General features: G+C 71.7%; 24 protein-coding genes. 10 read left to right on the top strand and 14 right to left on the bottom strand.

Translation table 11 applies throughout. The features are described 5' to 3' along the window. Positions 1-17 precede the first annotated feature (17 nt). From ACGFIG_RS24350 to fdxA, 8 genes are all read right to left on the bottom strand, one after another. Complete coding sequence (locus ACGFIG_RS24350) at positions 18-506, bottom strand: aromatic-ring-hydroxylating dioxygenase subunit beta (protein ID WP_393006514.1); 489 nt, start codon at positions 504-506, stop codon at positions 18-20. A gap of 44 nt (positions 507-550) precedes the next feature. Next, positions 551-1,951, bottom strand: coding sequence for a Rieske 2Fe-2S domain-containing protein (locus ACGFIG_RS24345; protein WP_393006512.1), 1,401 nt, complete (start codon positions 1,949-1,951; stop codon positions 551-553). Positions 1,952-2,232: 281 nt separating this feature from the next. Next, positions 2,233-2,607, bottom strand: a complete 375-nt coding sequence (locus tag ACGFIG_RS24340; RefSeq protein ID WP_393006510.1) for an AraC family ligand binding domain-containing protein — start codon at positions 2,605-2,607, stop codon at positions 2,233-2,235. A 20-nt stretch (positions 2,608-2,627) separates the two neighbouring features. Then, positions 2,628-3,419 carry an HpcH/HpaI aldolase/citrate lyase family protein gene (locus tag ACGFIG_RS24335; RefSeq protein WP_393006508.1) on the bottom strand — a complete coding sequence of 264 codons (792 nt, stop codon included), beginning with the start codon at positions 3,417-3,419 and terminating at the stop codon, positions 2,628-2,630. 7 nt (positions 3,420-3,426) lie between these two features. After that, positions 3,427-4,593 (bottom strand): amidohydrolase, encoded by a 1,167-nt coding sequence (locus ACGFIG_RS24330; protein ID WP_393006506.1) that lies wholly within the window; start codon positions 4,591-4,593, stop codon positions 3,427-3,429. 33 nt (positions 4,594-4,626) lie between these two features. Next, positions 4,627-5,547 (bottom strand): fumarylacetoacetate hydrolase family protein, encoded by a 921-nt coding sequence (locus ACGFIG_RS24325; protein WP_393006504.1) that lies wholly within the window; start codon positions 5,545-5,547, stop codon positions 4,627-4,629. Then, positions 5,544-6,524 (bottom strand): NAD(P)/FAD-dependent oxidoreductase, encoded by a 981-nt coding sequence (locus tag ACGFIG_RS24320; RefSeq protein WP_393006502.1) that lies wholly within the window; start codon positions 6,522-6,524, stop codon positions 5,544-5,546. The genes ACGFIG_RS24325 and ACGFIG_RS24320 overlap by 4 nt, the downstream gene beginning before the upstream one ends. After that, positions 6,524-6,835: a ferredoxin gene (fdxA, locus tag ACGFIG_RS24315; protein ID WP_393006500.1), complete on the bottom strand. Its 312-nt coding sequence runs from the start codon at positions 6,833-6,835 to the stop codon at positions 6,524-6,526. The genes ACGFIG_RS24320 and fdxA overlap by 1 nt, the downstream gene beginning before the upstream one ends. Positions 6,836-7,014: 179 nt before the next feature. Between fdxA and ACGFIG_RS24310 the strand changes: the two genes are divergently transcribed. Both ACGFIG_RS24310 and ACGFIG_RS24305 read left to right on the top strand, forming a co-directional pair. Next, positions 7,015-8,331: a hypothetical protein gene (locus ACGFIG_RS24310; RefSeq protein WP_393006498.1), complete on the top strand. Its 1,317-nt coding sequence runs from the start codon at positions 7,015-7,017 to the stop codon at positions 8,329-8,331. Positions 8,332-8,380: 49 nt separating this feature from the next. Continuing rightward, complete coding sequence (locus ACGFIG_RS24305) at positions 8,381-9,175, top strand: IclR family transcriptional regulator (protein ID WP_393006496.1); 795 nt, start codon at positions 8,381-8,383, stop codon at positions 9,173-9,175. Between the two features lie 36 nt (positions 9,176-9,211). Here ACGFIG_RS24305 and ACGFIG_RS24300 read toward each other — a convergent pair whose 3' ends face one another. The 6 genes from ACGFIG_RS24300 to ACGFIG_RS24275 all read right to left on the bottom strand — a co-directional run bounded on the left by ACGFIG_RS24300 (position 9,212) and on the right by ACGFIG_RS24275 (position 16,835). Beyond that, on the bottom strand, positions 9,212-9,973 hold the full coding sequence (locus tag ACGFIG_RS24300; protein ID WP_393006494.1) for an IclR family transcriptional regulator: 762 nt from the start codon (positions 9,971-9,973) through the stop codon (positions 9,212-9,214). A 151-nt stretch (positions 9,974-10,124) separates the two neighbouring features. Next, the gene (locus ACGFIG_RS24295; protein ID WP_393006492.1) at positions 10,125-11,039 is read right to left on the bottom strand and encodes an ABC transporter permease; all 915 of its coding nucleotides are present in this window, start codon (positions 11,037-11,039) and stop codon (positions 10,125-10,127) included. Further along, positions 11,036-12,307, bottom strand: coding sequence for an ABC transporter permease (locus tag ACGFIG_RS24290; protein WP_393006490.1), 1,272 nt, complete (start codon positions 12,305-12,307; stop codon positions 11,036-11,038). The genes ACGFIG_RS24295 and ACGFIG_RS24290 overlap by 4 nt, the downstream gene beginning before the upstream one ends. Next, a complete protein-coding gene (locus ACGFIG_RS24285) occupies positions 12,307-13,929 on the bottom strand; it encodes an ABC transporter ATP-binding protein (RefSeq protein ID WP_393006489.1) in 1,623 nt (540 codons plus the stop codon). The genes ACGFIG_RS24290 and ACGFIG_RS24285 overlap by 1 nt, the downstream gene beginning before the upstream one ends. Positions 13,930-13,960: 31 nt before the next feature. After that, positions 13,961-15,043: a BMP family protein gene (locus ACGFIG_RS24280; protein ID WP_393006487.1), complete on the bottom strand. Its 1,083-nt coding sequence runs from the start codon at positions 15,041-15,043 to the stop codon at positions 13,961-13,963. A 322-nt stretch (positions 15,044-15,365) separates the two neighbouring features. After that, positions 15,366-16,835 carry an aldehyde dehydrogenase family protein gene (locus ACGFIG_RS24275; RefSeq protein ID WP_393006485.1) on the bottom strand — a complete coding sequence of 490 codons (1,470 nt, stop codon included), beginning with the start codon at positions 16,833-16,835 and terminating at the stop codon, positions 15,366-15,368. Positions 16,836-16,907: 72 nt separating this feature from the next. On the opposite strand from ACGFIG_RS24275, the gene ACGFIG_RS24270 reads away from it, so the two are divergent. The 8 genes from ACGFIG_RS24270 (at position 16,908) to ACGFIG_RS24235 (ending at position 26,204) form a co-directional block, all read left to right on the top strand. Continuing rightward, positions 16,908-17,990, top strand: coding sequence for an NAD(P)-dependent alcohol dehydrogenase (locus tag ACGFIG_RS24270; protein ID WP_393006483.1), 1,083 nt, complete (start codon positions 16,908-16,910; stop codon positions 17,988-17,990). Between the two features lie 136 nt (positions 17,991-18,126). Further along, the gene (locus tag ACGFIG_RS24265) at positions 18,127-20,364 is read left to right on the top strand and encodes a cytochrome P450 (protein WP_393006481.1); all 2,238 of its coding nucleotides are present in this window, start codon (positions 18,127-18,129) and stop codon (positions 20,362-20,364) included. A gap of 330 nt (positions 20,365-20,694) precedes the next feature. After that, positions 20,695-21,654 carry an ABC transporter substrate-binding protein gene (locus tag ACGFIG_RS24260; protein WP_393006479.1) on the top strand — a complete coding sequence of 320 codons (960 nt, stop codon included), beginning with the start codon at positions 20,695-20,697 and terminating at the stop codon, positions 21,652-21,654. A 36-nt stretch (positions 21,655-21,690) separates the two neighbouring features. Next, on the top strand, positions 21,691-22,452 hold the full coding sequence (locus ACGFIG_RS24255) for an ABC transporter permease (RefSeq protein ID WP_393006477.1): 762 nt from the start codon (positions 21,691-21,693) through the stop codon (positions 22,450-22,452). Then, positions 22,445-23,338, top strand: a complete 894-nt coding sequence (locus ACGFIG_RS24250; protein ID WP_393006475.1) for an ABC transporter permease — start codon at positions 22,445-22,447, stop codon at positions 23,336-23,338. Before ACGFIG_RS24255 ends, ACGFIG_RS24250 begins: the two co-directional genes overlap by 8 nt. Positions 23,339-23,373: 35 nt before the next feature. After that, positions 23,374-24,150, top strand: coding sequence for an ABC transporter ATP-binding protein (locus ACGFIG_RS24245; RefSeq protein ID WP_393006473.1), 777 nt, complete (start codon positions 23,374-23,376; stop codon positions 24,148-24,150). 9 nt (positions 24,151-24,159) lie between these two features. Continuing rightward, complete coding sequence (locus ACGFIG_RS24240) at positions 24,160-24,555, top strand: hypothetical protein (protein ID WP_393006471.1); 396 nt, start codon at positions 24,160-24,162, stop codon at positions 24,553-24,555. Continuing rightward, positions 24,552-26,204, top strand: coding sequence for a GMC oxidoreductase (locus ACGFIG_RS24235; protein WP_393006469.1), 1,653 nt, complete (start codon positions 24,552-24,554; stop codon positions 26,202-26,204). The genes ACGFIG_RS24240 and ACGFIG_RS24235 overlap by 4 nt, the downstream gene beginning before the upstream one ends. Positions 26,205-26,330 lie beyond the last annotated feature (126 nt).

Raw genomic sequence — 26,330 nt, 5'->3', positions numbered from 1 at the left:
CGGAGGTGCCTTCCGGGTCAGAGGATGAAGCTCAGACGCGCGCCCGGGTCCATCGACTCCATCACCGGCACCGCCCGGCGGGCCCGGAACCGCAGCCCGTCGGGATCGACCTTGAGCACGTGCTCGTAGCGGCCGACGTAGGTGTAGGCGCCGCCGTCGCGGTAGCGGTGGATGACGAAGTTCGCGTTGATCCAGATGGTTTCCTCGCCGGCCTCCAGCAGGACCACGTTGGAGACCATCCGGTGGGTACGCGAGTGCGGGTTCTCCGCGTGCGCCTTGCGGCTCTTCAGCCGCTTGACCCGGGCCTGGATCAGCTCGTAGTCGTCGCAGACGAAGTAGCCGGCGGTGTCGGCGGCCCAGCCGGCCCAGTCGGTGGTCGGCACCTCCAGCCGGCCGCCCTCCTCGAACAGGGTGAACCACTCGTCCAGGCGCCATGTGTCGAGCAGGTGCGCCTCGTGGTAGAGGAAGTCCTCCACCTCCGCCCGGGTCACCTCACGCGATCCCACACTGACCACTCCCCTGCGGCTGACGGGTGTCGACGACATCGCGCTCACGCCCCTTCCGTCGTCGCACCGGCGCCGGACAGCTGCGCGCTCGGCCCGGGCTTCGGCGGGCCGGCCGGGGGTGTGCCGACGACGCTGGTGGGCATGTTCAGCCGGTCGGCCCAGTGCCGCCAGAAACTGCGCATGGCGCCCTCGTCGATGGATCGTCCCTGGTTGCCCTGCTTCTCGTTGGCCATGCCCCGGGACATGTCGCTCCAGTCGTGGTCCGGGTCGGTCGCGTCGGCGGTGGCCACGATGCCGCGCTGCACCGCCTCGTACGCCTCGATGTCGTCCGGGGTGGCCAGGCCGCCCGGGCCGACGAAGCTGACCATCGTCTTGATCCGCAGCGCGCGCACCGACTCCGGCTCGCCGACCTCAACGAACTGCCAGGCCCGCACGTCGGTGCGGTCGGCGGCGACCGGTTCGAGCTGGCGGATGGTCAGCGCCTCCAGGTCGAACAGCAACAGGTTGGGGAAGACGTAGAGGATCCGGCTGGCGTCGGCGACCTCGGCCGCCAGTTCGGGGCCGAGCCGGGCCTCCATCTCGCGGCGCTTGGCGTCGGTGCGGACCTTCTCCTCGTCGCCGAAGCGCGGCTCCCACACCATGCCGATGCGGCCGTTGTGCCCGGTCAGCACCAGCAGACCGTGGCCGCCGCCGAGGTCGTAGGCGTACTGGTCGTCGTCGGTGACGGCGAAGCCGGTCTCCCGCAGGTAGCCGACGAAGGTGTTGTGGGTCGGCGCGAAGTGGTAGCCGTCCATGGCGTTCTCCACGCCCAGCTTCCAGTTCCCCTTGACGCTGTAGAGCTGCACGCCGGGCAGGGTCGTCAAGCCCTGCTCGCCGATCTTGGCGGTCAGCGACATGTAGTGCGCGGCCGGGCCGAGATGGGTGAGCAGGTCGGGCACGTTCGCGGTGAAGGAGACGAAGACGAAGCCCTCGTGGATGTCCAGCCGGGGCACCTCACGCAGCGACATCGACGCCCGGAAGGCCGGGTCGTCGGGGTACGCCTCGTCGCCCGGCAGCGCGGCGAGGTCACCGGAGTTGCTGAACGCCCAGGCGTGGTAGAAGCACTGGAAGAACTTGGCGTTGCCCTCGTTGTGACGGCACAGCACCGTGCCCCGGTGCGGGCAGGAGTTGAGGAACGCGCGCACCTTCCCGTCCGAGTCCCGGACGAAGATCAACGGTCGTCCGCCCAGGGTCCGGGTCTTGAAGTCGCCCGGATTGGGGATCTCCGTATCGTGACCGAGGTAGAGCCAGGTGCGCCCCCAGATGGTGGCGACCTCCGCGGAGAACACCGCCGGGTCTCGGTACGCCGAACGGTGCACCCGGAACCGCAGTGCGTTCCAGTCCTCGTCGATCATCGCACCGGCACCGGGCTCGCCGTGCGGGCGTACCGGCGACTGCTGCGTCATCACCCACCGCCTTCTACGTTATGCGAGACAGCATCTCGCGCTCTGATGCTCCTATTGCAGGCTGTCACCTGTCAAGAGCAGGTCTTATGTCAGTTCAGTTACCGTCTGTAGCTCATCACGCCACGCCTAGCCGGCATGTTTCGCCCGACCGGGCACGGCACGGCGACCGTCGCGCCCTCCGGAGCGACCGTCACCGCCGCGACCCGGCTCGTGCCGACCAGGGCGCCGTCCGTGCCCACGCCACCGGTCCGCGGGTGCCCGGCGAGCGGGCCGCCGCCCGGTCAGCTCTGCCCTGGCCGCCAGGCGTACGGCAGGAAGTCCGCCCGCGGCGGAGCGAAGACGTCCACGTTGATGCACGGCCCCTCGGTCGGCTCGATGTAGTGCACGGCGCCCCGGGGCACCAGCAGCATCGACCCCGGCCCCATCGGGTGCGCCACGTCGTCGACGTAGTAGTTGCACCGACCGCCCAGGATCAGCACCAGCTGGTCGAAGTCGTCGTGGTGGTGCGGGTTGAGGTCCATCCCGACGGCCAGCTCGTGCCAGGCGAAGAGCACCTCGTCGGTCGCGTACACCTTGCGGCGCACGCCGGGGCGCACGTCGGTGGCCGGGATGTCGTCCCAGTTCACCGATGTGCGGTAGAGCTGCGGATTGAGCATGTCAGTCCCCTTCCACGGGTTCAGGACCGCCCGACCAGGCCACGCAGGCCGGCGCCGAGCAGCTGCAGGTCGGAACCGACGACCAGGTACCGGGCGTCGGTCAGGCCGTACCGGGCCAGGGCCTCGGGGCTGTGCCGCGACACCCACCCGCCCAGGGCAACACCGGCGGCGCCGGCCGCCCTGGCCACCTCCCCGGTGCGGGCCAGCAGCGGCGCCGGGTCGTCGCGGGCGGACAGGCCCAGGCTCACCGTCAGGTCGGTGGTGCCGACGAAGGCGACGTCCACGCCGGCCAGCAGCTGCGACAGCGGGTCGTCGGTGGTGGCGGTCTCGATCTGGGCGACCAGCAGCGGCGGGTCGGCCGCTTCGGCCGCCAGGTAGGCGTCGAGCCCGCCGTCGCCGTACCCGGCGACCGGGTGGGCCAGGCTGATGCTGCGACGGCCGACCGGGGCGTACCGGACGGCGTCGGCGAGCGCCCGCGTCTCGGCACTGGCCCGGACGGTGGAGAGCTGCACGCCGACCGCGCCGGCCTCCAGCAGGCGGTTGACCTGCCCGGGATCCACCGACGGCACCCGTACCAGCGCGGGCAGGCCTGACGTCGCGGCGAGCCGGAGCTGGCCGGTGACGGTGCGTTCGTCGAGCGCGGAGTGCTCCAGGTCGACCACGACGAAGTCGAGCCCGGACCGGGCGGCCAGCGCCACCGGGTCGGCGCCGGGCAGCTTGAGGAAGGTGCCCACCAGTGGCCCGCCGTCGCGCAGCGCCATGCGCAGTCGGCGGCGGGCCCGGTGCGTCCCGAGCGGGTCGCGCGCGGTCATCGTCGACTCACGCGCCATCCGCCGGCAGGCCGCGCCACGGCACGGTGGCGATCCGCGCTCCGGCGCGCAGCACCACCTCCGGCTCCAGCCGTACGGCGGGCATGCTGTTGCCGGCCGCGTCCGGCAGTACCGCCTCCTCGGCGTCGGCGAGCACGGTGACGTGTGCGGGCCCGCCCTCGACCAGGCTGCCGTAGCCCTCGGCGTCCAACCCGAGCAGCCGGGCCGGCGCCGAGGTCACCCGTGGCACGATCTGCGCCATGGTCATGCCCAGGGCGCGCAGCTTGGAGATGCTGGTGACCAGGTCGAACACCGGGCCACGCCAGTTGCGGGCGCTGGTGTCGGAGGTGATGACGTCGGGCAGGAAGCCCTGCTCGATGGCGGGCTTCGCGACGGCGAAGCTGAGGTTGCTCTTGCCGTGCGCGGACTCGAACAGCACCCCGCGCTCGCGGGCGGCGTACACCTCGGGCAGGACGGTGCCGTCACGCAGGATGCCGTACGGCTTGCCGGTGTAGCAGTGCGCCACCACGTCGCCGGGCCGCAGCTCGTTCAGGATGACCGGCAGCGGCTCCGGGGTCTCCCCGATGTGCACCATCAGCGGCAGCCCGGCCTCCGCGGCCAGCGCCAGGGAGCGCTTGAGCAGTGGCCGCCACTCCAGGCCGACGACGTCCTCGGAGAGCCGGATCTTGAAGCCGCGTACCCGGTGCGGGTTGGCCGCGGCGACAGCCAGGGCGTCCTCCGGCACCAGCGTCCCCGGGTTCATCAGCTCGCCGAAGCGGAAGTCGATCAGACCCAGCACGGAGACGTTGAGGAAATTCACCAGTCGGAGCTGCGCCGGGGCTGCGACGTACTTCTCGAAGGCGGCGAACGTGGAGGCGCCGACGGTGCCGGCGTCGCAGGCGGCCACGACGCCCCGGCGCAGGTGCGCCTCGTCCGGCGGGGCGCCCACCTTGGACACCTCGGCGAAGATGTGCGTGTGCGCCTCGATCAGGCCGGGCAGCACGTACCGGCCGGTGCAGTCGATCACCTCAGTGCCCGCGGCGGCCAGGCCGGGGGCGATCCGGGCGACCCGGTCACCGACGATCGCGACGTCGGCGGTCCGGCTGTCGCCGGTGGCGCCGTCGAACACCGCGCCGCCGGCCAGCACCAGGTCGTACCGGGGGGAGTTCTCGGTCATCAGGTTGGTCTCACTCTCGGAATCGGCGGCGAATCACGCCGCGGGAAGGACGCCGGTCGGTGGCGCGGTGTCGGGGTCGGGGGTTTCGGCGCGGAACCGGGTACGCAGCGGCAGCACCCCACCGACGGTGACCTCGACCAGGTCACCCGGGGTGAGGAAGCGGCCGAGGTCCTGTCCGGTGCCGGCCGGAGTGCCCGTCAGTACCACGTCACCGGGTTCCAGCACCGCGTGCCGGGAGATCCAGGCGAGCAGCTCCGGCACCGGGAAGATCAGGTCGGCGGTGCTCGCCTCCTGACGCAGTTCGCCGTTGACCGTGGTCCGCACCGTGATGGCGTCGCGGTCGGGAACGGCGGACAGGTCGAGCACGGAGGCGCCCAGCGCGCCGAAGCCGGGGAAGCTCTTGGCGAGGGTGGGGTTCCCCAACGCCTTCATCACGTCCCGCGCGGTGAGGTCGTTGGCGGCGGTGATCGCGGCGACGTGCGCCCAGGCCAGCTCGGGCGGGGTGTGGTGCATGCGCGTGCCGATGACGAGGGCGACCTCTCCCTCGTAGTCCGGTTGGGCGCTGACCGAGGTGGGCAGCGGCACCACCGCGTCCGGGCCGCAGCCGGCGCTGGCGGCCTTGAGATAGAGCAGCGGCTGTTCGGGGACACCCCGCCCGGTGAGCCGGGCCTTGCAGTGGTAGTTCAGGCCCACCCCCCAGATCGCGCGGGTGCTGCCCAACGGTGCGACGAGGTCCCCGGCGAGCGTGTCCAGGGGCAGCCGGTCCAGGGCCGGGGCCTCGGCGGCCGGGGTCAGCCCGGCGCCGGCGCGCAACAGCGCGGCCACGTCGGGGTACGGCAGGTCGAGCAGCTCGGCGGTGCCGTCGTCGGCGAGACGGGCCATCCCGCGCCGGGTGGCGAGCAGGTGCGGGCCGGCGGTGCGGCGCGGCGCGACGTCCGCGACGGGGGCGCTCACGCGGCGTCCGAGGAGTGCCCGGGAACGGTGCTCAGTCCCGGGTTGACCAGTGGCGCGAGGTTGTTGACCGCGCTGGCGGCCTCCCCGAACCCGACGGAGATCAGCCGTACCTTGCCGTCGTAGTCGGTGATGTCCCCGGCGGCGAAGACGCGGGGCAGGTTGGTGCGCATCGACCGGTCCACCTCGATGTACCGGCGGCGCATCCGCAGGCCCCAGCGTTCCATCGCGGACAGGTCGGCGATGAAACCGAGCGCGGCGACCACCGCCTGGGCGGGCAGTTCCTCCCGGCCCTCGCCGCGGACCTCGGCGATGGTGACCGAGGTGACGGTCGGCTCGCCGGTGACCGCGACGACTTCGTACGGGGTGCGGATGCGCACGCTGGAGCGCTCCAGCATGGTGACGCTGCGCTCGTGGGCGCGGAACTGCGGGCGGCGGTGCACCAGGGTGACGCTGGACGCGTACGGCTCCAGCGCCAGGGCCCAGTCCACGGCCGAGTCGCCGCCGCCGACCACGACGACGTCCTGGCCGGCGAGGTCCTCCAGCCGGGGCACGAAGTAGCGCAGGCCCCGGCCGAGATACTCGCTGCCGACGGGCAGTTCGCGGGGGGTGAAGGTGCCGATGCCCGCGGTCAGCAGCACCGCCTTGGCCCGGACCTGGCTGCCGGCGTCGGTGCCGATCAGCGCGTGGTCGTCGCCGGGGGTCAGGTCGACGGCGCTCTCCCCGAGCAGATACGTCGGTTTGGCGGTGGCGGCCTGGGTGAGCAGCGCGTCGACGAGCTGCTGGCCCTTGATCGCCGGCAGGCCGGCGATGTCGAAGATGTCCTTCTCCGGATACAGGGCGGCGATCTGGCCGCCGGGTTCGGGCAGCGAGTCGATGACCGCCACGCTCATGCCCCGGAACCCGGCGTAGTAGGTCGCGTAGAGGCCGGCAGGCCCGGCGCCGATGACGGCGAGGTCGACCTCGATCTGCCCGGCCATCAGGTGGCGCTCTCGGTGATCGCCGGGTGGTCCCGGCCGACCCGGCCGATCTTGCGCGCCCCGCCGGGGGTGCCGATCTCGAGGAAGAACTCGGCGTTGATCGGGCCGAAGTGCGCCTTGTCGGTGGGCAGGTCGTCGAAGTGGTAGATCGAGGTGACGGGGCAGACAGGTTCGCAGCGCCCGCAGTCGACGCACTCGTCGGGGTTGACGTACATCATCCGGTCGCCCTCGTAGATGCAGTCGACCGGACACTCCTCGACGCAGGACCGATCCTGCACGTCCACACACTCGTCGGTGACCACGTAGGCCATCGGTCCTCCCGCGTGTCGGTGGCTTGTCGCACCGCCTGCCGCCCGGTCGCCTTCGAGACCTGCGGGTTCGGCATGAATAGCGGTGTCGCTGATGTCACGCCACGCTAGAGACCTCGGACGGGCTATGTCAACATACGAGATGTCATCTTGAATTAGAGGAACCGGCGGGAAGGGTGGCCATGGTCAGGGAGACACCGGCGGCACTGCTTCGGGCCGTCGACGACGCGATCGACCGCGACGCGATCCTGGACACCCTCGCGGTGCTGGCCGCCGAGCCCAGCCCGTACGGGCGGGAGCGGGCCACTGCCGAACGCCTCGCCGCGTACGCGGCCGCCCGCTGGCCCGAGCTGTCCTGGCAGGTCGAGCCGCTGCCGGTCAGCGACGCGCTGCCCGACAGCGCGAACCTGGTCGCCGGCTCCGCCCTCGGCTCCGGGCCCCCCGAGCTGTTGTTCTACTCGCACCTGGACACCTCGCTCACCGGAGCGGCGGCCTTCGACGAGCCGATCACCGGCCGCCCCGACCCGGTCCCCGCGCTGCGGCGACCCGCACCCGCCGACCCGGAGCAGGTGGTCGACGGCTTCGGCCTGGGCGTCGCCCGCGCCGCCGCGGCAGCCGCCCTGGTCGGGTTCACCGCCGCCGCGTACGCCCTGCGGGCCGCCGGGCAGGCGCACCGGCTGACCCTGCTGCTCGCCGCCGCCGGCACGCACCGCAACCACCCCACCGGCCCGGTCCCCGGCGGCGTCGCGCACCACCTCGACCACCGGCCGGCACCGGCCGCCGCCGTCGTGGCCAAGAGCGGCCCGCCCGGCATTCTCACCGCCGAGCCCGGGGCGATGTTCCTACGGGTACGGCTGGCCACCCGCCACCACCCGGCGTTGGCGCGGGACACCGCGGCGCCCCCGGGTGGCCTGATCCTGCATCTCGGACCGGTGCTGGCGGCGCTGGAGGCGTTTCGCCGCCAGCACCTGCGCGAGCGGGCGGGGCGCACCGACCAGGTCGGCGCCGAGGTCGGCGTCGGCTCGATCCGCGCCGGCCGGCCCGGGAAACCCGATCTGCTGCCCGGCCAACTCGATCTGCACCTGTACCTGGTCACCGTGCCCGGCGACGACCCGGCGGCGATCACCGCCACGCTGCGCGACCTGCTCACCGACGCGCTGCGGCACACCCCGCTGGGCGACTGCCGGCTCACTGTGGACGGCTGGGCGGTGCACGAGGCCGCCGCCACGCCGGACGACGCGCCGGTCAGCCGGCACGCGCACGCGGTCTGGCTGGCCGTGCACGGGGCGCCACCGGCTCCGATCCAGGGCTGGACCGGCTCCACCGACGGGGTGGTGCTACGCGGTCGGGGCGTGCCCACCGTCCGGCTGGGCCCGGCACCGCTGGGTGGGGACCCGCGGGACCCGCGCCGGGACCGGTACGCGGTGACCGAACTACTACGCTTCGCCCGTGCGTACGCGGGGATCGCGGTGCGATACCACACCCCATCGACAGAGTGAGGTACCATATGCCATGATGCTGTCTCAGCTTACGCAAGAAGGAACCCCCATGGCGGATCGCAGCCCTCCGTCGGAGAAGACCTCGGACCAGAGCGCTCCGGCGATCCAGACCGTGCAACGTGCGGCGGTCATCCTCAACACGTTCACTGCGGCCCGCCCGCGACTCAGCCTCAACGAGCTGACCGCCAGCCTCGGCACCAGCAAGGCCACCGCGCACCGCTACACCAAGGCGCTGCGCGAGAGCAACCTGCTGCGCTACGACGAGCGGGAGGGGCTCTACTCCCTGGGTCCGCAGATCCTCACCCTCTCCTCCGCCGCCCGGGCGGCGATGCCGGTCATCAGCATCGCCGGGCCGCACATGCAGCAACTGGTCCGCGAGATCGACGAGACGGTGGTGCTCAGCGTCTGGGACGGCGACACCGCCGTGGTGGTCCGCGCCGACGACAACACCGACCGGGTGATCAGGGTCAGCGTCCGCACCGGCTCGCGGCTGTCGCGCACCGAGTCGGCGCAGGGGCGGGTCTTCTGCGCCTTCCTGCCCGAGGCCGAGGTGCCCGGCCTCGCCGACGATCTGGCCGCCTCCGCCGAACTGCGCCGCGAGATCGCCAAGATCAAGCGTACCGGTATCTCAGCGAACACCCCCTCGGTCAACGGGGTCCGCAGCATCGCCGCACCGATCTTCCGCAGCAACACCCTGATCGCCGCGATGGCCATCGTCGGCACCACCACCTCGGTCCCCGAGGGCACCGACAGCCTGCTCGCCACCGCCCTGCAACGGACCGCCACGGTCGTCACCGCCGAGCTGGGCAGCGTCAACGGCAACGGCCACCCGCCCCAGGCGTAACCGCCCCGGGACGCGCGGGCCGGACGCCGCGACCGGTCAGTCGCCCACCGCGCCGAGTTCCTCGGACAGCTCCCCGGCCACCTGCCGCAGCTGGCGCAGCACGGCGACCTCGGCCGCGCCGGCCAACGCCACGCTGGTGCCGAGCACGGCCAGTGCCGCCACCACCTGGGTACGTTCGAACACCGGCGCCGCCAGCACCCGTACCCCGAAATCCTCCGGAGAGTTGACCGCGTACCCGTCCCGGCGGACCTGCTCCACCACCGCGCGCAACTCCTTCGACAGGCGGAGTTGCCGGGCCACCGTCGGCGTCTCGGCCGGCGACAGGTACGCGCAGAACACCCGGCCCTGCGCCGAGCGGGTCAGGTCCAGCGGCGTTCCGGTGCGGACGCTCAGCCGCACGTCACCGTTGGTGTTGTCCATGCACCGCACCACCGTCGGGCTCTCCCCGTTCCACACGCTGAGCACCGTGCTCTGGTTGGTCAGCCCGGTCAGTCGGTCCAGGTAGGGCTCGGCGGCGGTGACGATCGGCAGGGCCGCCCGGGCCGCCGCCTCCATCGCGAGGATCTGCGGGCCCAGCGTGTAGGTGGTGGTGGCCAGGTCGAACCGGAGCAGGTTGGCCGCGCGCAACGCCCGGGCGTACCGGTGGGCGGTCGCCCGGCTGATCCTCAGGTCGGCGGTGAGTTCGGCCAGGGTGAGCCGAGGCCGCTCAGCCGAGAACGCCTGCAGGATGGTCGCGGCCCGCTGCACGGTCTGGATCGCCGGCGCGTCGCCGTTCTCCGCTCCGCCCCTGCCCGCCATCGCGTCACCTCGCACCTGTTGTCGCACGGATCACGAACTCTACCCAGCGCGACGTCGAAGGGCGACAGCATGGCGGGGCGCACCGGCGAGCCGCCGTACCGGAATGTGCTGCGGTACGGCGGCGCCGCCGGACCCGGCGTCGGCGGAACGGTCAGACCGTGCCGCGGTGGAACGGCTTGGCCAGGGCCCTCGGCTCCTGGTCCTTCGTGGCGAAGAAGAGCATCGCCAGCAGGGCCAGCAGGTACGGCGCGGCGATCAACAGCTGCGAGTTGACGGTGATCCCCAGCGCCGGCAGCGCCAACCGCATCGCGTCGGCCAGGCCGAACACCGCGCAGCCGATCAGGGTACGGCGCAGCCGCCACGCCCCGAAGATCACGGCGGCGATCACCAGATAGCCCCGGCCGGCGGTCATGTTCTGGTTGAACGAGCCCACCTCCCCCACGGCCAGGTACGCCCCGCCGAGCCCGGCGAGCAGCCCGCAGAACAGCAGCGCCTGCCGGCGACGGTGGTTGACCCGGATCCCGCTCACGTCGGCCGACTGCGGGTTCTCCCCGACCGCCCGCAACTCCAGCCCCCAGCGGCTGCGTTCCAGCAACCACCACGTCAGCGGGATCATCACCAGCAGCAGGTACACCGGCCAGCGCTGCACGAACAGCAGCGGCCCGACAACCGGGACGTCCCGCAGCACCGGCAGGTCGACCTGCCACACCTGGTGCCCGGTGAAGCTGCTGATCGTGATCAGGTAGCTGGTGAGGCCGAGCACCAGGGCGTTGAGCACCAGGCCCACCACGAACGTGTTCATCTGCGCCCGGTGGGAGAGGTTGGCGTGCACGAACGCCACCGCCATCCCGACCAGAGCGCCGGCCAGCAGCCCGACGCTGGCGCTGCCGGTGGCGCTGGCCACCGCGACCGACCCGAACGCGGCCCCGAGCATCATCGCCTCGACGGAGATGTTCAGGGTGCCGGCGCGCTGGGCGACGTACTCGCCGCAGGCGGCGAACGCCAACGGAACGGTGAGCCGGGCCCCGCTGGAAAGGATGGTGGCGATGTTGTCGGCGGCGCTCATGACGGCCTGCCCTCCATGACGTCTTGGCTGCTCGCGTGACCGGGGTCGCTGGCCACGCCGGCGACCTGCGCGCGGTCCGGCCCGGCCGCGGCGTCGTCCCCGGCGGTCGGGGACGCTGCGCGGGGAGGCTCGACCGGGGTGGTGGCGCTGGTCCCCGTCGCCGTGCCCGCCCGGCGCCGACGCAGCGCCGCGACAAGCACCGGCGGCGCCACGAAGGCCAGCACCAGCAGCGCCTTGACCACGTCGACCAGGAAGGACGGCACGCCGGTCGAGGCGAGGAAGCCGCCGCCGGCCCGCAGGACGCCGAACAGCAGCGCGACCGGGATGGACAGCAGCGGGTTGTTCCGGGCGACCAGGGCGACCAGCAGGCCGTCCCAGCCGATGTTGAGCGACATGCCGGGTTGCAGCCGGTGCGTACCGACCGGGCTGGTCAGCAGCAGCGCCCCGGCCAGGCCGGCCAGCGCGCCCGAGGTGGCCAGGGCCAGGCCGCCGAGCCTGCCGACCCGCACACCGGCGTGCCGGGCGGTCACCGGGTTGAGGCCGAGCATCTTCAGCCGGAAACCCCACCGGGTGCGGACCATCGCCACCGCGAGCGCGACGGTGACCAGGACAGCCAGGATCAGCCCGGCGTTGACCTGAAGGTTCGGGAACTCGCCGAACGAGCCGAGCCAGGCGTTCGCGGGCAGCGGGTTCGACTGCGGCGAGATCACCCCGTTGCCCATCCGGGACTCCTGCAACAGCCACGGGGTGTTGACCACGAACGCCACCAGCTGCTGGGCCAGGAAGGTCATCAGCAGGGTGCTGACCACGACGTTGACTCCCCGGAACCGGTACATCAGGGCGCTGAGCCCGGCCCAGGCGCCGGCGGCGAGCAGCGCCGCCAGCAGCACCAGGACGAGCAGCAGCGGCCCGGGAAGCGCCAACCGCAGCCCGACCCAGGCGCCGGCGAGCGCCCCGATGAGGACCTGCCCCTCCTGGCCGATGTTGAAGAATCCGGAGCGGGCGCTGACACAGGCCCCGACCGCTACCAGCAGCAGCGGTGCGACGTACAGCAGGGAGTTCGTCCACGCCGACTGGGTGGCCATGCCGCCCTGGTAGAGCGCCTTGCCGGCAGCGGTCGGGGATCCACCGGTGGCCGCGATGAGCAGCGCGCACAGGCCGACGGAGATGGCCACGGTGACCACCGTGGCCGCGCCGACCTGCCAGCCGCCCACCCCGGGACTGAGCCGGTGCAGCAGCCGCCGGCCGGTGGCGTCGGTGACGGCCATCAGTGGCTCACCCCGCCCACCAGCATGCCGAGACGTTCGGCGGTGGCCTCAGCGGTGGCAAGCACCCCGACGATCCGGCCGGAGGAGATCACCGCGATCCGGTCGGCGAGGGCCATCACCTCCTCCAGCTCGGTGGAGATCAGCAACACCGCCACCCCTTCCGCGGCAGCGCGCCGCAACCGCAGGTACATGTCTTCGATGGCGCCGACGTCCAGGCCGCGCGTGGGCTGCGCGGCGACCAGCACCCTGGGGCCGGCCGACAGCTCGCGGGCCAGGACCACCCGCTGCTGGTTGCCGCCGGAGAGGCTGCGCACCGGGGTGTCCGGCGACGGCGCGACGACGTTGAACTCGGCCATCTGCCGGCGGGCGATCCTGTTCATCCGCCGGCGGCTGAGCACCCCCCGGGTGCAGACCCCGGCGAGGGACTTCATCACCAGGTTCTCCGCGATGCTCATGTCCAGCACCACCCCGGAGCGGTGCCGGTCCTCGGGCACGATGCCCAGGCCGGCGTCCTGCAGCGCGCCGGCGCGGGCCAGATCGACCGGCCGGCCGCCGACCTCCACGGTGCCGGAGTCCGGAACCACCAGCCCGGAGAGCAGGTCACCCAGGGTGGCCTGGCCGTTGCCCTCCACCCCGTACAGGCCGACGATCTCGCCCGGGGCGACGTCGAGGCTGAGCCGGTCAAGCAACGGCAGGCCGCCGACCAGCACCCTGATCTCGTGCAGCCGCAACGCCGCCGGTCCGGCCACCGACGCGGTCGTCTCCGCCGGCGCGGTCGCGTCCGTGGGGGCGGGGCTGGCCGCGGGGGCGGGGCTGGCCGCGGGGGCGGGGCTGGCTGCGGGGGTCGCCACCGGCAGCAGTCCCAGGGCGGCGCTCTCGCTCTGCAGCGACACCTCCCGGCCGACCATCTGCCGGGCCAGCAGCTGCGGGGTGGTCTCCGCCGTCGCCGCGTGGAACACCACGGTGCCGCGGCGCAGCACGGTCACCCGGTCGGTCGCCGAGATGATCTCCGCGAGCTTGTGGCTGATCAGGATCACCGCGCGGTTCTCCGCCTGCACCACCCGGCGCAGCACGGTGAACAGCTCGGCCGACTCGGCCTGGGTGAGCACCGAGGTCGGCTCGTCCAGGATCAGCACGGACGGGTCGCGGCGCAGGCACTTGATCAGCTCGACGCGTTGCCGTTCCCCGGCGGAGAGTTGGTAGACCCGGGCGTGCGGGTCGATCGGCAGCCCGTACCGGCGGGCCACCTCCGCCACCTGCGCGCAGGCGGCGGCCCGGTGGACCCGCCCGGCATCGCCCAGGATGACGTTCTCCCAGACGGTGAGGGGCTCGATCAGGCTGAAGTGCTGGTGCACCATGCCCAGACCGAGATCGGCGGCGACCTGCGGGGTGGAGATCTCCACCGGTTCGCTGCCGCGCAGGATGGTGCCGGCGTCGCGCTGCACCAGCCCGAGGAGGATCTTCATCAGGGTCGACTTCCCGGCCCCGTTCTCGCCGAGCAGGCCGTGGATCTCGCCGGGCCGTACGGCGAGATCCACGGCGTCGCAGGCGACGACCGGACCGAAGCGCTTGCTGACCCCGCGCAGGGTGAGTGCCGGCGTCACCTGGTCGTCAACGTCCACAGTCCGTAGCACCTCGTAGGTCGTGGCCGGGTCAGGAGCCGAGCCGGTCGATTTCCGCCGCGATGTTGATCTTTCCGCTGGCGATGTCGGCGACGAACGTCTCCATCTGCTTGGCCAGCTCCGCCTTGTCGGCGCAGAACTTGATCGCCGGGTACGGGTCGACGCCGAGCCGCCACTTCTTCGTGGTGCCGAGGGTGAGCTGACCGTCGGCGAAGAGGTTCAGCGCGCTGGTGAAGTACACGCCCGGGTCGTAGATGACCGAGATGTCGAAGCGCGGGTCGGTCGAGGCGCACCGGTCCGTGCCCGGGGTGAGGGTGACCATGTTCCGGCTGTTGGCCAACTTCGTGGCGGCGTCGGTGGCCCCGCCCAGGTACGGGAAGATCACCTTCGCGCCCTGGCTCATCTGCGCCTGCACGGCCTCCCGGGCCTTGGCCGAGTCGTCGAAGTCACCGGTGTAGGTGGTGACCACGTCGGCCTGGGGCACGGCCATCCGGATGCCGGCCTTGAACCCCTTGGCCGCGTTGATGGCGAAGTCGACCTCGAGCCCGGTGACGAACCCGGCCTTGGTGGCGTTCTGCTCCTTCATCAGCAGACCGGCGGCGTAGCCTCCGGCGAACGCGGCGTGACTCGGATCGTCGTTGGAGAGCATCACCCGGGGGGTCTGCGCGATGTTCTCCGACGACGGCACGTACCAGGCGGTCTTCGCGCAGACCGGCTCCTCGGAGGCGGGGATGGCGTCCTTGAGCTCGGAGGCCCCGAGCGCCACCATGTCCACGCCCTGCTGGCACAGGGCCCGGGCGGCGTTGAGCGCCTCGCTGAGCGGCACCTTGCCGCGCTTGATGATCTCCCAGCCCTTCTGCTTGGCGAAGGTCTCCGCGCCGACGACGAAGCTCTCGTAGTAGCCCTTGTCGTTGATGTCGCCGGGGCTGAGCACGCCGATGACGACCTTGCCGTCACCGTTGACGTCGGGCTGGCCGGCGAGCACGGTGGTGGTGCTCTGGCCCGCCGAGGCGCCCGGGGCGGTCGCGTCGTTGCTGGCGCAACCGACCAGGGCAAGGCTGACGGCGGCGGTGGCGGCCAGCGCCGCCCGGCCTCGTCCGATACGTGTGAGCATGGTGGGTCCCTTCGCCTTGGTGGTGGTGGTGCGCCGACACCGGCGGGCACGGCGGAGCGGCGCTGGAGCAGGTCGAGGTGGTGGAGCGCGGCGGCGGGCACCTCGACGACCTCCGCCGGTCCGGACCCGGGGTCGGGCGGACAGCGCAGGCGCAGGACGTCAGGGCCCGTCCGCACCGTCACCCGCCCGGCCCGCCCGCCTGGGTTACAGTCCAATATGCCGTCTTGGATTGTGATCGGTCTCGCATTAGCGAGGTACTTTGCCTGCGGCTCGGCGCTCTGTCAACGCCTCACCAGGCGTTACGCGAACCGCTCCCGGCCGGTCACGCCGAGGGTCGATCGAGCAGGCGGACCGCGACCGCCTTCTCCTGGGTGTACTCGCGCAGGGCCGCGTATCCGCCGCCGCGGCTGAAGCCGCTCTCCTTCTGCATGTTGAAGGGAAAGCCGATCACCCCGACGTCGTGGAACTGGTTCACCGCCACCTGTCCGCTGCGGGCCTGCCCGGCCACCCGCAGCGCGCGGGACACGTCGCTGGTCCAGATGCAGGACAGCAGCCCGAAGTCGGTCTCGTTCATCAGCGCCACCGCCTCGGCGGTCTCCCGGAAGCCCTGCACGGCCAGGACCGGTCCGAAGACCTCCTCCCGCACCAGCCGCATGCCCGAGTCGACCTGGTCGAAGACGGTCGGCGCGACGAACCAGCCGTCGCCGAGCGCCTCGGTCGCCTTCTCCCCGCCGGTGACCAGGCGGGCCCCGGCAGCTGGCGCCTCGGCCAGGAAGCCGCGCACCCGCTCGTACTGGGCCTGGCTGACCAGCGGCCCCATGTCCAGGTCCTGATCCCAGGGGCCGGTCCGCACCGCGGCCATGCCGGCGGCGACGCGCTCCACCACCTCGGCCCGGATCGACTCCTCGACCAGCAGCCGGGAGCCGGCGTAGCAGTTCTGCCCGGCGTTCTCGGTGATCGAGGCGACGATCGCCGGGATGGCCGCGTCCAGGTCGGCGTCGGCGAAGACGACGTTCGGCGACTTTCCGCCGAGTTCCAGCTTCACCGGCACCAGGTTCTCGGCGGCGGCCCGCATGACCGCCCGCCCGGTGACGGTGGAACCGACGAAGCTGATGTGCCGGACGCCCGGATGACCGGTCAGCGCGGCGCCCGCCTCGGGTCCGAGGCCGGTGATCACGTTGAGCACCCCCGGCGGCAGGCCGGCCCACTGCGCCAGTTCGGCCAACGCGAACGGGGCGAGCGGGGCCACCTCGGAGGGCTTGAGCACCACCGTGTTGCCGGCGGCGAGGGCCGGCGCCACGTTCGCGGCCGTCAGCACGGCCGGCACGTTCCAGGGCAGCACCACGGCACAGACCCCGTGCGGCTCGAGCCGGGTGTAGCCGAAGAAGTCCGGCGTACGGCTGGGCAGGGTGACCCCCGTCAGCTTGTCGGCCGCCCCGGCGAAGTAGTCGATGATGCCGTGCGCGATGTAGACGTTGAGGCGCCCGGCGGACCGGGGCTTGCCCACGTCCCGGGCCTCGTACGCGGCGAGGGTCTCGACGTTGGCGGCGATCAGGTCGGCCCAGCGGCGGAGGATCGCTCCGCGCTCGCTGGGGCTGGTCGCCGCCCAGGCCGGAGCGGCTTTGCTGGCAGCGGCGACGGCACGGTCGACGTCGACGGCCCCGCTGCGCGGCACCGCCTGGATGCGCTCGCGGGTCGCCGGATCGAGCACGGGCACCTCACCGCCGTCGGCAGCGGGTGCCCAGACCCCGTCGATCAACTGGTGGGCAGCGGAAATGTCCAGGTCAGCCATGGGGGCATCCTTGACCCTCCGTGTTCCGCATGTCAATATGCTGTCTCGTTTTGCGATACATAGGGAGTCCTCGTGCGAATTACTGCTGCGGTACTGGAAGAGGCGGGTGGCCCGTTCACCCTCCGGGACGTCGACCTCGCCGGCCCGGGACCGACCGAGGTGCTGGTCCGGGTGGACAGCGTCGGCATCTGCGGGACGGACCTGGAGTTCGCCACGTTCTTCCCCACTCCGGCGGTGCTCGGTCACGAGGGCAGCGGGGTGGTCGAGCAGGTCGGCGACCAGGTCACCGGCATCTCGATCGGCGACCACGTGACGATGAGCTTCGCCTCCTGCGGCACCTGCCCGCTCTGCCTGAGCGGCAGCCCGGCGTACTGCCACCACTTCGACGCGGTCAACTTCAGCGGCCGGCGACCCGACGGCACCTCGGCCCTGTCCCTCGCCGGCGAGCCGGTCAACGGGCACTTCCTCGGTCAGTCGTCGTTCGCGAGCCACGTGGTCGCCCCGGCCCGCGCGGTGGTGCCCATCGACAAGCAGACCGACCTACGGGTGGTCGGGCCGTTCGGCTGCGGGTTCGGCACCGGCGCAGGTGCGGTGCTCAACGTGCTCCGCCCGCCGGTCGGCTCCTCGTTGGTGGTCTTCGGCGCCGGCGCGGTCGGCGTCGCGGCGATCATGGCCGCACGGGTCAGCGGCTGCTCGACCATCACCGCCGTCGACGTCAACGCCGACAAACTGGACACCGCCCGACTGCTCGGCGCCACCCACGGCGTGCACTCGGCCACCGAGAACCCGCGCGAGCTGCTGCGAGCCATCGCCCCGTACGGCTTCGACTTCGCCATCGACACCACGGGCCGGGAGGACGTGTTGCGCACCGCCGTCGAGTCGCTCGGCCCGCTGGGTCGCGCCGGCGTGGTCGGCGTCGGCCCGAGCGAGCGGATGAGCTTCGAGTGGCGCAGCATCCTCAACGGGCGCAGCGTCACCGGCATCATCGGTGGCAGCAGCCTGCCCCAGGTGTTCCTGCCCCGCCTGCTCGACCTGCACGCCGCCGGCCGGTTCCCGGTGGACCGGTTGCTCACCCACATCCCGTTCGAGCAGATCAACGAGGCGGTGGCGGCGGTACGCGCCGGCGCGGTCGGCAAGGCCGTCCTGACCTTCTGACCAGGCCATCTACCAGACGAAAGTCTGATGATGAAACATTGTTGCGCAATGTGAGACACATTACGCTCGGCATCTGACACACCCAGTGGCGCGGCTGGGAAACACCGCGCGACACCGCAGCTGTGGAGTCCCCACCATGACTGACACCCCACTCGTCGCGCCGCCCGTCCCGGCAGCCGACCGCTTCGACCACCATTCCGCCGGGTGCAACGCCGACCCTGTCGGCTACTACCGGGCGTACCGGCAGAGCTGCCCGGTCGGACGCACCGACGCCCACGGTGGCTTCGTCTACACCACCCGGTACGCCGACGTGGTGCGGGTGGCCCGTGACGACGACACCTTCTCCTCCGCCCGGTCCACCGCCGGCGGCGCAGGCACCGCCATCGTCATCCCCCGCGGCCCGGGGCTGGAGCAGTACCCGATCGAACTGGACCCGCCGGCCGCCACCGACTACCGGAACCTGATCAACCCGCTGCTCACCCAGGAGGCGGTCGCGAAGCTCGCGCCGATGGTCGCCCGGCACACCACCCGGATCATCGACGACTTCATCGCCCAGGGTTCCGTGGATTTCGTCCGCGACCTGACGAATCCGCTGCCCGCCGCGGTCACCCTGGACTGGCTCGGCTTCCCCGAGGCCGACTGGGCCCGCCTCGCCGGCCCGATCCACGACATCTTCGCCGCTCTGCCCGGCAGCGAACGCGCCCGCCGCGGCGCCGAGGGACTGGCGTACATGGATTCCCGGATCCGCGACCTCGTCCAGGAGCGCCGGGCGGAGCCGACCACCGACGCGGTGAGCTACCTGGCCAACCAGCGCCGCGCCGACGGCGAGTTGTTCGACGTCGACGAACTCGTCTCGGTGATCGGGCTGCTCATCGCCGGCGGGGTGGACACCACCACCTCGCTGACCGGATCCACGCTGGTGCACCTGAGCCGCCACCCCGAGCAGCGGCAACGCCTGATCGCCTCCCCCGACCTGCTGCGGACCGCCACCGAGGAGTTCCTGCGGGTCTTCGCCCCGTCGCAGTCGATGGCGCGTACCGCCCGGGCCGACGCCGACGTCGGCGGCTGTCCGGTGGCCGCCGGGGAGCGGGTCCTCATCCCCTGGGTCGCCGCCAACCACGACCCGGCCGTCTTCCCCGACCCGGAGCAGGTCCGGCTCGACCGCGACGCGGCCCGGCATCTCAGCTTCGGCATCGGCAGCCACCGCTGCGCCGGGGCTCACCTGGCCCGGCTGATGTTCCAGGAGATGATCACCCAGGTGCTCACCCGGCTGCCCGACTACCGCATCATCGAAGCGGGCCTGGTCGGCTATCCCACCCGGGGCAACCAGAGCGGCTGGGACGCCATCCCCGCCGTGTTCACCCCCGGCCCCCGCGCCGCCGGGACGACGGGCGGCGCCGCTCCGGCCGGCCCGGCCAGGGACCTGGACCTGGTCGTCACGGCCGTCACCCCGGCCGCCACCGACGTCATCGAGGTACGCCTGGCCGCCGCGACCGGCGACCCGCTGCCAGCCTGGGCGCCCGGCGCGCACCTGGAGGTACGGCTGCCCTCCGGGCGGATCCGGCAGTACTCGCTGTGCGGCGACCCGGGCGAGACCGACCACTACCGCATCGGCGTGCTGCGCGAGCCCGCCGGCCGGGGCGGCTCGGTCGAACTGCACGCGCTGGCCCGCGCCGGGGCCGCCCTGACCGTGCGCGGGCCGCGCAACCACTTCCCGCTCGTCGACGCCGACGAATACCTCTTCCTCGCCGGCGGCATCGGGATCACCCCGGTCCTGGCCATGGTCCGCGAGGCCACCCGTCGACAGCTGCCCTACCGGGTGGTGTACGGCGGGCGCAGCCGCGCCTCGATGGCCTTCGCCGACGACCTGCTCGCCCTGGCCGGCGACCGGGCCACCCTGCTTCCGCAGGACGAGGCGGGCCTGCCCGACCTGGCCCCCCTCATCGGGGCCACCGCAGCCGGCACCGCCATCTACTGCTGCGGGCCGAGCGCGATGATCGGTGCGGTGGAACGCGTCTGCGCCGCGGCCGACCGGGCCGGCCAGCTGCACGTGGAGCGCTTCACCGCCGGCGACGATCTGGAGGTCCACTTCGACACGGCGGCCGACACCGCCTTCGAGGTGCACCTGGCCCGTACCGGGGTGACCCTGCCCGTGCCCCGGGACAAGCGCCTGATCGAGGTGGTGCGCGAGGCGGTGCCCGGCCTGACCTACGACTGCGAGAAGGGCTACTGCGGGGCCTGCGAGACCCGGGTCCTCGCCGGCACCCCCGAGCACCGCGACTCCCTGCTCACCGCGGAGGAACGGCTCGCCGGGCGCAGCATGATGATCTGCGTCGGTCGGTGCACGTCGGAGCGGCTCGTTCTCGACCTGTGACCTTCTCCCGCCAGCCCGCGCAGTGGGACTGGCAGGGCTGTGGCCGGCATCGGCACCCGCGCCCCCCGGCCGATGCCGGCCACAGCCTGACCCGAATGCACCGATATGTACTGATTTTCAGCCCGCTTAGGACGTCGCGCGGACGCCCGACGGCACCAGGTCGACGTCTTGCCCTGCAAGATGGCATTACGCATAACGTTGACTCCGGCCTGGGGCCGTGCCACCCTCTCACCCAACAGACCCCCTGAGAGCAGCGCCACATCGAGCGGCGGCCGCCATCAGGACAGAAGTGCCAGACCCCCCTTCGCACTTGGTCGAGGAGAATCTCAAATGAAGCGATTCGCGTCGGTGACACTGATAGCCACCATGGCCCTGGCGGTCGGAGCGTGTAACTCCGACAGCTCCGGCTCGGACGGGACCAACTCGGGCAAGCTCCGGGTCACCACCATCGGACTGTGCAACGAACAGATCGCCTGGGGCATCGATCAGAAGATGTTCGACGGCTTGGACGTCGAACTCGTGCCGGTGCAGAGCGGAGCGGCCGCCCTGGCCGCCCTGACCGCCGGTGAGACAGACGTCGCGTTCGTCAACGCCCTGACCTCCTTCACCGCGATCGGCAAGGGCGAGCCCGTGCAGATCGTCGGCAACAGCGCACTGTCGACCGAACAGGCCAACGGCCTGATCGTGAACGCCAAGAGCGGCATCACCTCCGTACGGCAGTTGCAGGGCAAGACCATCGCGATCAACGGCCTCAACTCGATCGGCCACGCGATGACGAACTACTGGATCGAGCAGGAGGTCGGCGAGAAGTCCACGGCGAAGTTCACCCAACTGCCGTTCGACCAGCTGCTGCCGGCCGTGGTCGGCAACCGGGTCGAGGCCGCGCAGGTCACCGCGTCACAGGTCAGCGAGGGCCAGAAGGCCGGCACGACCGTGTCGCTCGGCAACCCCTTCTTCGTGCGGACCGGCCCGATCCCCACCGCGTTCTACCTGGCGAAGTCCGAGTGGGTGCAGAAGAACCCGGACACCGCGAAGCGGTTCGCCGACGGCATGCAGAAGGCCTCGGAATCGGCGAACGACCCGGCCAACGACGACAAGCGCTTCCCCGTCCTGGCCAAGTTCTGCAAGAAGCCCGTCGACATCATCAAGCAGGAGCCGGAGTCCGACTACGAGGGCAAGGTCTCCATGGATCCGTACCGGGCGCTCGTGAAGGTCCTGGTCGACCAGAAGCTGATCCCTGGCGAGACCAAGTGGGAAGACGTCGTCCCCGCCTTCGCACGCCAGGCCTAGACCGGTGCCGCGGCTGCCCGCACGGAGGAGGAGCACATGTTGAAGAGGTTGACGGGCATCGGCCTCGGCCTGCTGGGGATCGCGACGGTCCTGCTCGGGTGGCAGATCCTGCACCTGCTGGAGGTCGTTCCCAGCGGGTCGCTGCCGAGCCCGTGGGCCGTCCTGACCCACTTTCCCGACCTTCTCTCCGACGGAGAGTTCGTCGTCGGCATCGGGAACACCCTGCTGGCATGGATGCTCGCGCTGGTCATCACCTCCGTGACGGGCGTCGCGGCGGGTCTGCTGACCAGCACGACGCCGGGTCTGGCCCGGCCGAGCGCGGTGGCGGTGAACGCCTTCCGGTCGATTCCGGCCACCGCGCTCATCCCGATCGCGATCCTGCTGTTCGGGCTGGGCGTCGAGATGAAGGTGTCGGTCGCGATCTACGCGATCTTCTGGCCGGTGCTGATCAACACCGTCTACGGCGTGGCCAACACCGAACCGATGCGCCTCGACGCGGCCCGCTCGATGCGGTGGTCGTGGTGGCGCAGGCAGCTGTACGTCGTCCTGCCCAGCGCGCTGCCGTCGATCACCACGGGCATCCGGATCGCCTCCGGCACCGCGCTCGTCGTGGTGCTGTCGGCCGAACTGTTGGGCGCGAAGTCCGGTGTCGGCACGGTCATGCTGCGCTACCAGAACGCGCTCATGGCCGAGTTCGTCTACGCCGGCGTGCTGTGCATCGGCGCACTTGGAGCAATCATGTACACCTGTATCGCCGCCGCCGAGCGGCGCATCGTGAAGTGGGCCCCCGTTGGCTAGCCCCGTCGGCCACGCCAGCGCGGAGGCGGCCGAACTGACCAAGGTCCGCGCGCTGCGGCAGGTGCCCCCGTCGGTACGGGTGCGCCGGGCCCTGCGGCGGATGTCGGCCTCGATCGCCAACGTCTGGCTGATCGCGATCGTGCCGCTGCTCTGGGAAGCGGTCGCGCGCACCAGCCCGACCAGGTACTTCCCCCCACTGTCCGAGGTCATGGCCGAGTTCAAGGTCATGTGGCTGTCGTCCGACTGGCAGCGGCTGTTCCTGTCGGACCTGTTCTACGGCACGGTGGTACCGAGCATGTCGCGGCTGGCCCGCGGTTGGGGGCTCGCCGTCGTCGTCGGCATCGTCTGTGGCTTCATCATCGGCCGCAGTCGACTCACGGCGCGGATGTTCCACCCGGTGATCAGGTTCTGGATGGCCACCCCCAAGGTCGTGCTGCTGCCGATCGCCGTGCAGATCTTCGGCATCGCCGACAGCATGAACATCTTCCTGATCTTCTTCGGCACGGTGTGGCTGATCCTGATCAACACGGCCGACGGCGTGGCAGGGGTGGACGCGGCCTGGCTGCGCAGCGCCCGCAGCATGCAGCTGAGCCGACCCACCCTCTACCGGAGGGTGCTCCTGCCCGCGGCGTCGCCGCAGATCTTCACCGGGCTGCGGGTCAGCATCGGGATCGGGCTGATCCTGGTCATCGTCTCCGAGCTGTACGCGACGACCGAGGGTCTCGGCTACCAGATCGCGATCTTCCAGAGCACGTTCGAGTACGTCAGGATGTGGTCCGCGTTCCTGCTCATCGCCTTGATCGGCATCCTGCTCAACATGGCCTTCACCGCCTTGGAGCGGCGTGCGGTGCGGTGGCAACGGCGAACCGGACTGGGCGGTCTTTGATGACGGGCGCACAGAAACAAGGAGAAGCGACCATGATGCTCACAGCGGATGGGGTGTCGAAGACCTACGGCGACCGACTCGCGCTGGAGGCGACGTCGATCGAGATCTTCGAGAAGGAGTTCGTCTCCATCGTCGGACCCTCCGGCTGCGGCAAGTCCACCCTGCTGATGATGATGGCCGGGCTGTTGCCACCGTCCAGCGGGCAGATCACCCTCGGCGGCCAGGCCGTCACCAAGCCCCCGATGGGCCTGGCCGTCGTGTTCCAGGACTACTCCCGTTCGCTGTTCCCGTGGCTGACCGTGCAGCGGAACCTGGCGATGGCGGCTGCGGCGTACAAGTTGAGCAAGGCGGAGGTGCGGGAGCGCGTCGACAACGCCCTCGTCGCGGTCGGCCTGCCGGACACGCATAACCTCTACCCGTACCAGATGTCCGGTGGCATGCAGCAGCGCGTCGCCATCGCCCGCGCGCTGATCGTCCAGCCGCAGGTCATGCTGATGGACGAGCCGTTCGCGGCGGTGGACGCCCAGACCCGGGCCGACCTGGAGGACCTGGTCCTGCGGGTACGCGACGAGTACAAGGTCACCGTGGGGTTCGTGACCCACGACATCGACGAGGCCGTCTATCTCGGTGACCGGGTCGTCGTCCTGGCAGCCAACCCCGGCCGCATCATCGCCGACCTCGCGGTCGATCTGCCGCGCCCACGGGACCAGGTCCAGACCAAGCTCGAGCCGGAGTTCGCCCGGCTGCGCAGCGAGGTCTTCCAGTTGGTCATGCGGCCAAAGGCGGCCAAGGAAGCCGCCTCCACCCACTGAGGAGCACACGTGCCCCAACCTGACGTCGAGGCCGGCCGCCCCGACGGCGGGCCGCTGGACGCCGCGGAGTCCGCAGTGCTGGCCCGCCTGCTGGACCGCGTCCTGCCGTACCCGCCGCAGCCGGGCGGTCCGGTCGTGGCCGACACCGTCGCGTACGTGCAGCGCCGGCTCACCGCCGAGGACTGCGCCTGGGCGGCGGCGCTGCGCGCCGCGCTCACCGCGGCATCCGGGCGGGAGGAGCAGTGGCTCGCCACGGCCGAGACCGAGTCCGGCGAGCTGTTCGAGCGGCTGCGCGCATGGGCGTGGGACGGGTTCCTCGCCCACCCACGCTGGGGCGTCAACCGCGGCGGGCTCGGCTGGGCCTACTTCGGATGGGCGGGTCCACCCCGAGAGCGAGAGTCATGATTATCGATGAACATGTCGACGTCGTCGTCGTCGGCCTGGGCGCCGCGGGCGGCACAATCGCCGCGGCGCTCGCCGAACGCGGCCTCGACATCGTCGGGCTGGAGGCCGGCCCGCAGCTGGCCCGACCCGACGACTACACCGACGACGAACTCGTCAACTCCGTGGACCGCAAGCACCTGTGGACCGACCCGGAGGTGCTGGACTTCGAGGGTGCCGCGACGACGGCGACCTGGCTCAAACGCAACCGCGGAGTCGGCGGCCCCTTCGCCTGGAGTGGCTTCGCGTACCGCTTCCACCCGTCCGACTTCCGGGTCGCGAGTACGGTGGGGATCCCGGACGGCTCCTCGGTCGAGGACTGGCCGATCGACTACGACGAGATGACGCCGTGGTACGAAGCGGCCGAGCAGTTGATCGGCGTCAGCGGTGACGCCGGGACCTACCCGTTCGAACCGCCCCGCCGCGGGCCGTTCCCGCAGCGGCCGGTCCGCCGGGTACCCGGCACGACCCTCCTCGACGACGCCGCGCGGTCCCTGGGCTGGCACCCGTACCAGCCGCCGGCCGCGATCCTGTCGGCAGCTCGCGGCGAGCGGTCCGGGTGTTCCCGCTGCGGTCTGTGCACGAACTACGCCTGCCACCGCGACGCCAAGGCGTCCTCGAGCGTCTTCGCGCTGCCGCTGGGGCTGCGGACCGGCCGGCTGCGGCTCGCCGGTGACACGCTGGTCACCGAGGTCGTCTGCGATCCGGTGAGCGGTCGACCGCGTGGGGTCCGTTACCTGCGCTCGGACGGCACCGCCGGCGAGCAGCCGGCCTCCGTCGTGGTGCTGGCCAACAACGCGGTCTACGTGGCGAAACTGCTGTTGCAGAGCACGTCCACGCACCACAGACGGGGGCTCGGCAACGACTCCGACCAGGTCGGCCGGCACCTGACGTTCCATACCGGCGGCGTCGCCTGGGGCGTCTACGACGAGCAGTTGCACGTCGACTCCGGCCCTGCCCAGCAGGTCGCCGTCGACGACCTGAACGAGGACCGCCCCTGGCGTGCGGGAGCCGGCTTCCGGCGAGGAGGAGTGCTGCACGGCGGCATGCCGGTGTCGTTCGCGGGCGGACCGCTCCTCTTCGCCCGCGCGCTCGGCGGCATGGCACCGCTGCCGGCGGGAGTGCCCGCCTACGGTCAGGGCCTGATGGAGTTCGCGGCACACGCCTACACCCGGCACCAGGCGGTGTACTCCCTGGGTGAGGACCTGCCGCAGGCCGACAACCGGGTCGTGCTCGACCCGGAGCGGAGGGACTCGGCCGGCACTCCCGCAGTGCGGATGCGGTACCGCCGGCACCCGGAGGACATCGCACAGATCGAACACCTCGTCGCGGCGAGCGTACGACTGCTCGAAGCCTCCGGAGCGACGATGATCGCGAGCGCTCCGTCGGCGGTACCCGGCGGGATGTTCGCGGGCCACGCGCACGGCACGACCCGGATGGGAACGGATCCCGCCACCTCGGTGGCGGACGACCGCGGCCTCGTGCACGGCACGACGAACCTGTTCGTGGCAGGCGCCGGACTGTTCGTCACGGGCGCCGGCCTGAACCCGATGCTGACGATCACCGCGTTGGCGCTGCGCGCCGTCGACGCCATCGCCGACGCCGCCCGCTGAGCCGCAGGCGGTCACCGCACATCCGACTCGACTCCAGCATCTCGGTGGGTCCCCGGCCACGCGTGCGGCGCATGCGCGGCCGGGGACCCGATGTCGTACCGCAGCCGGTCCGCGACGCCGTCGCCT

The organism is Micromonospora sp. NPDC049048 (assembly GCF_043197615.1).
Taxonomy (GTDB): domain Bacteria; phylum Actinomycetota; class Actinomycetes; order Mycobacteriales; family Micromonosporaceae; genus Micromonospora.
The sequence above is the reverse complement of the archived record's forward strand: the minus strand, read 5'-3'. Positions and strand labels throughout refer to the sequence as shown.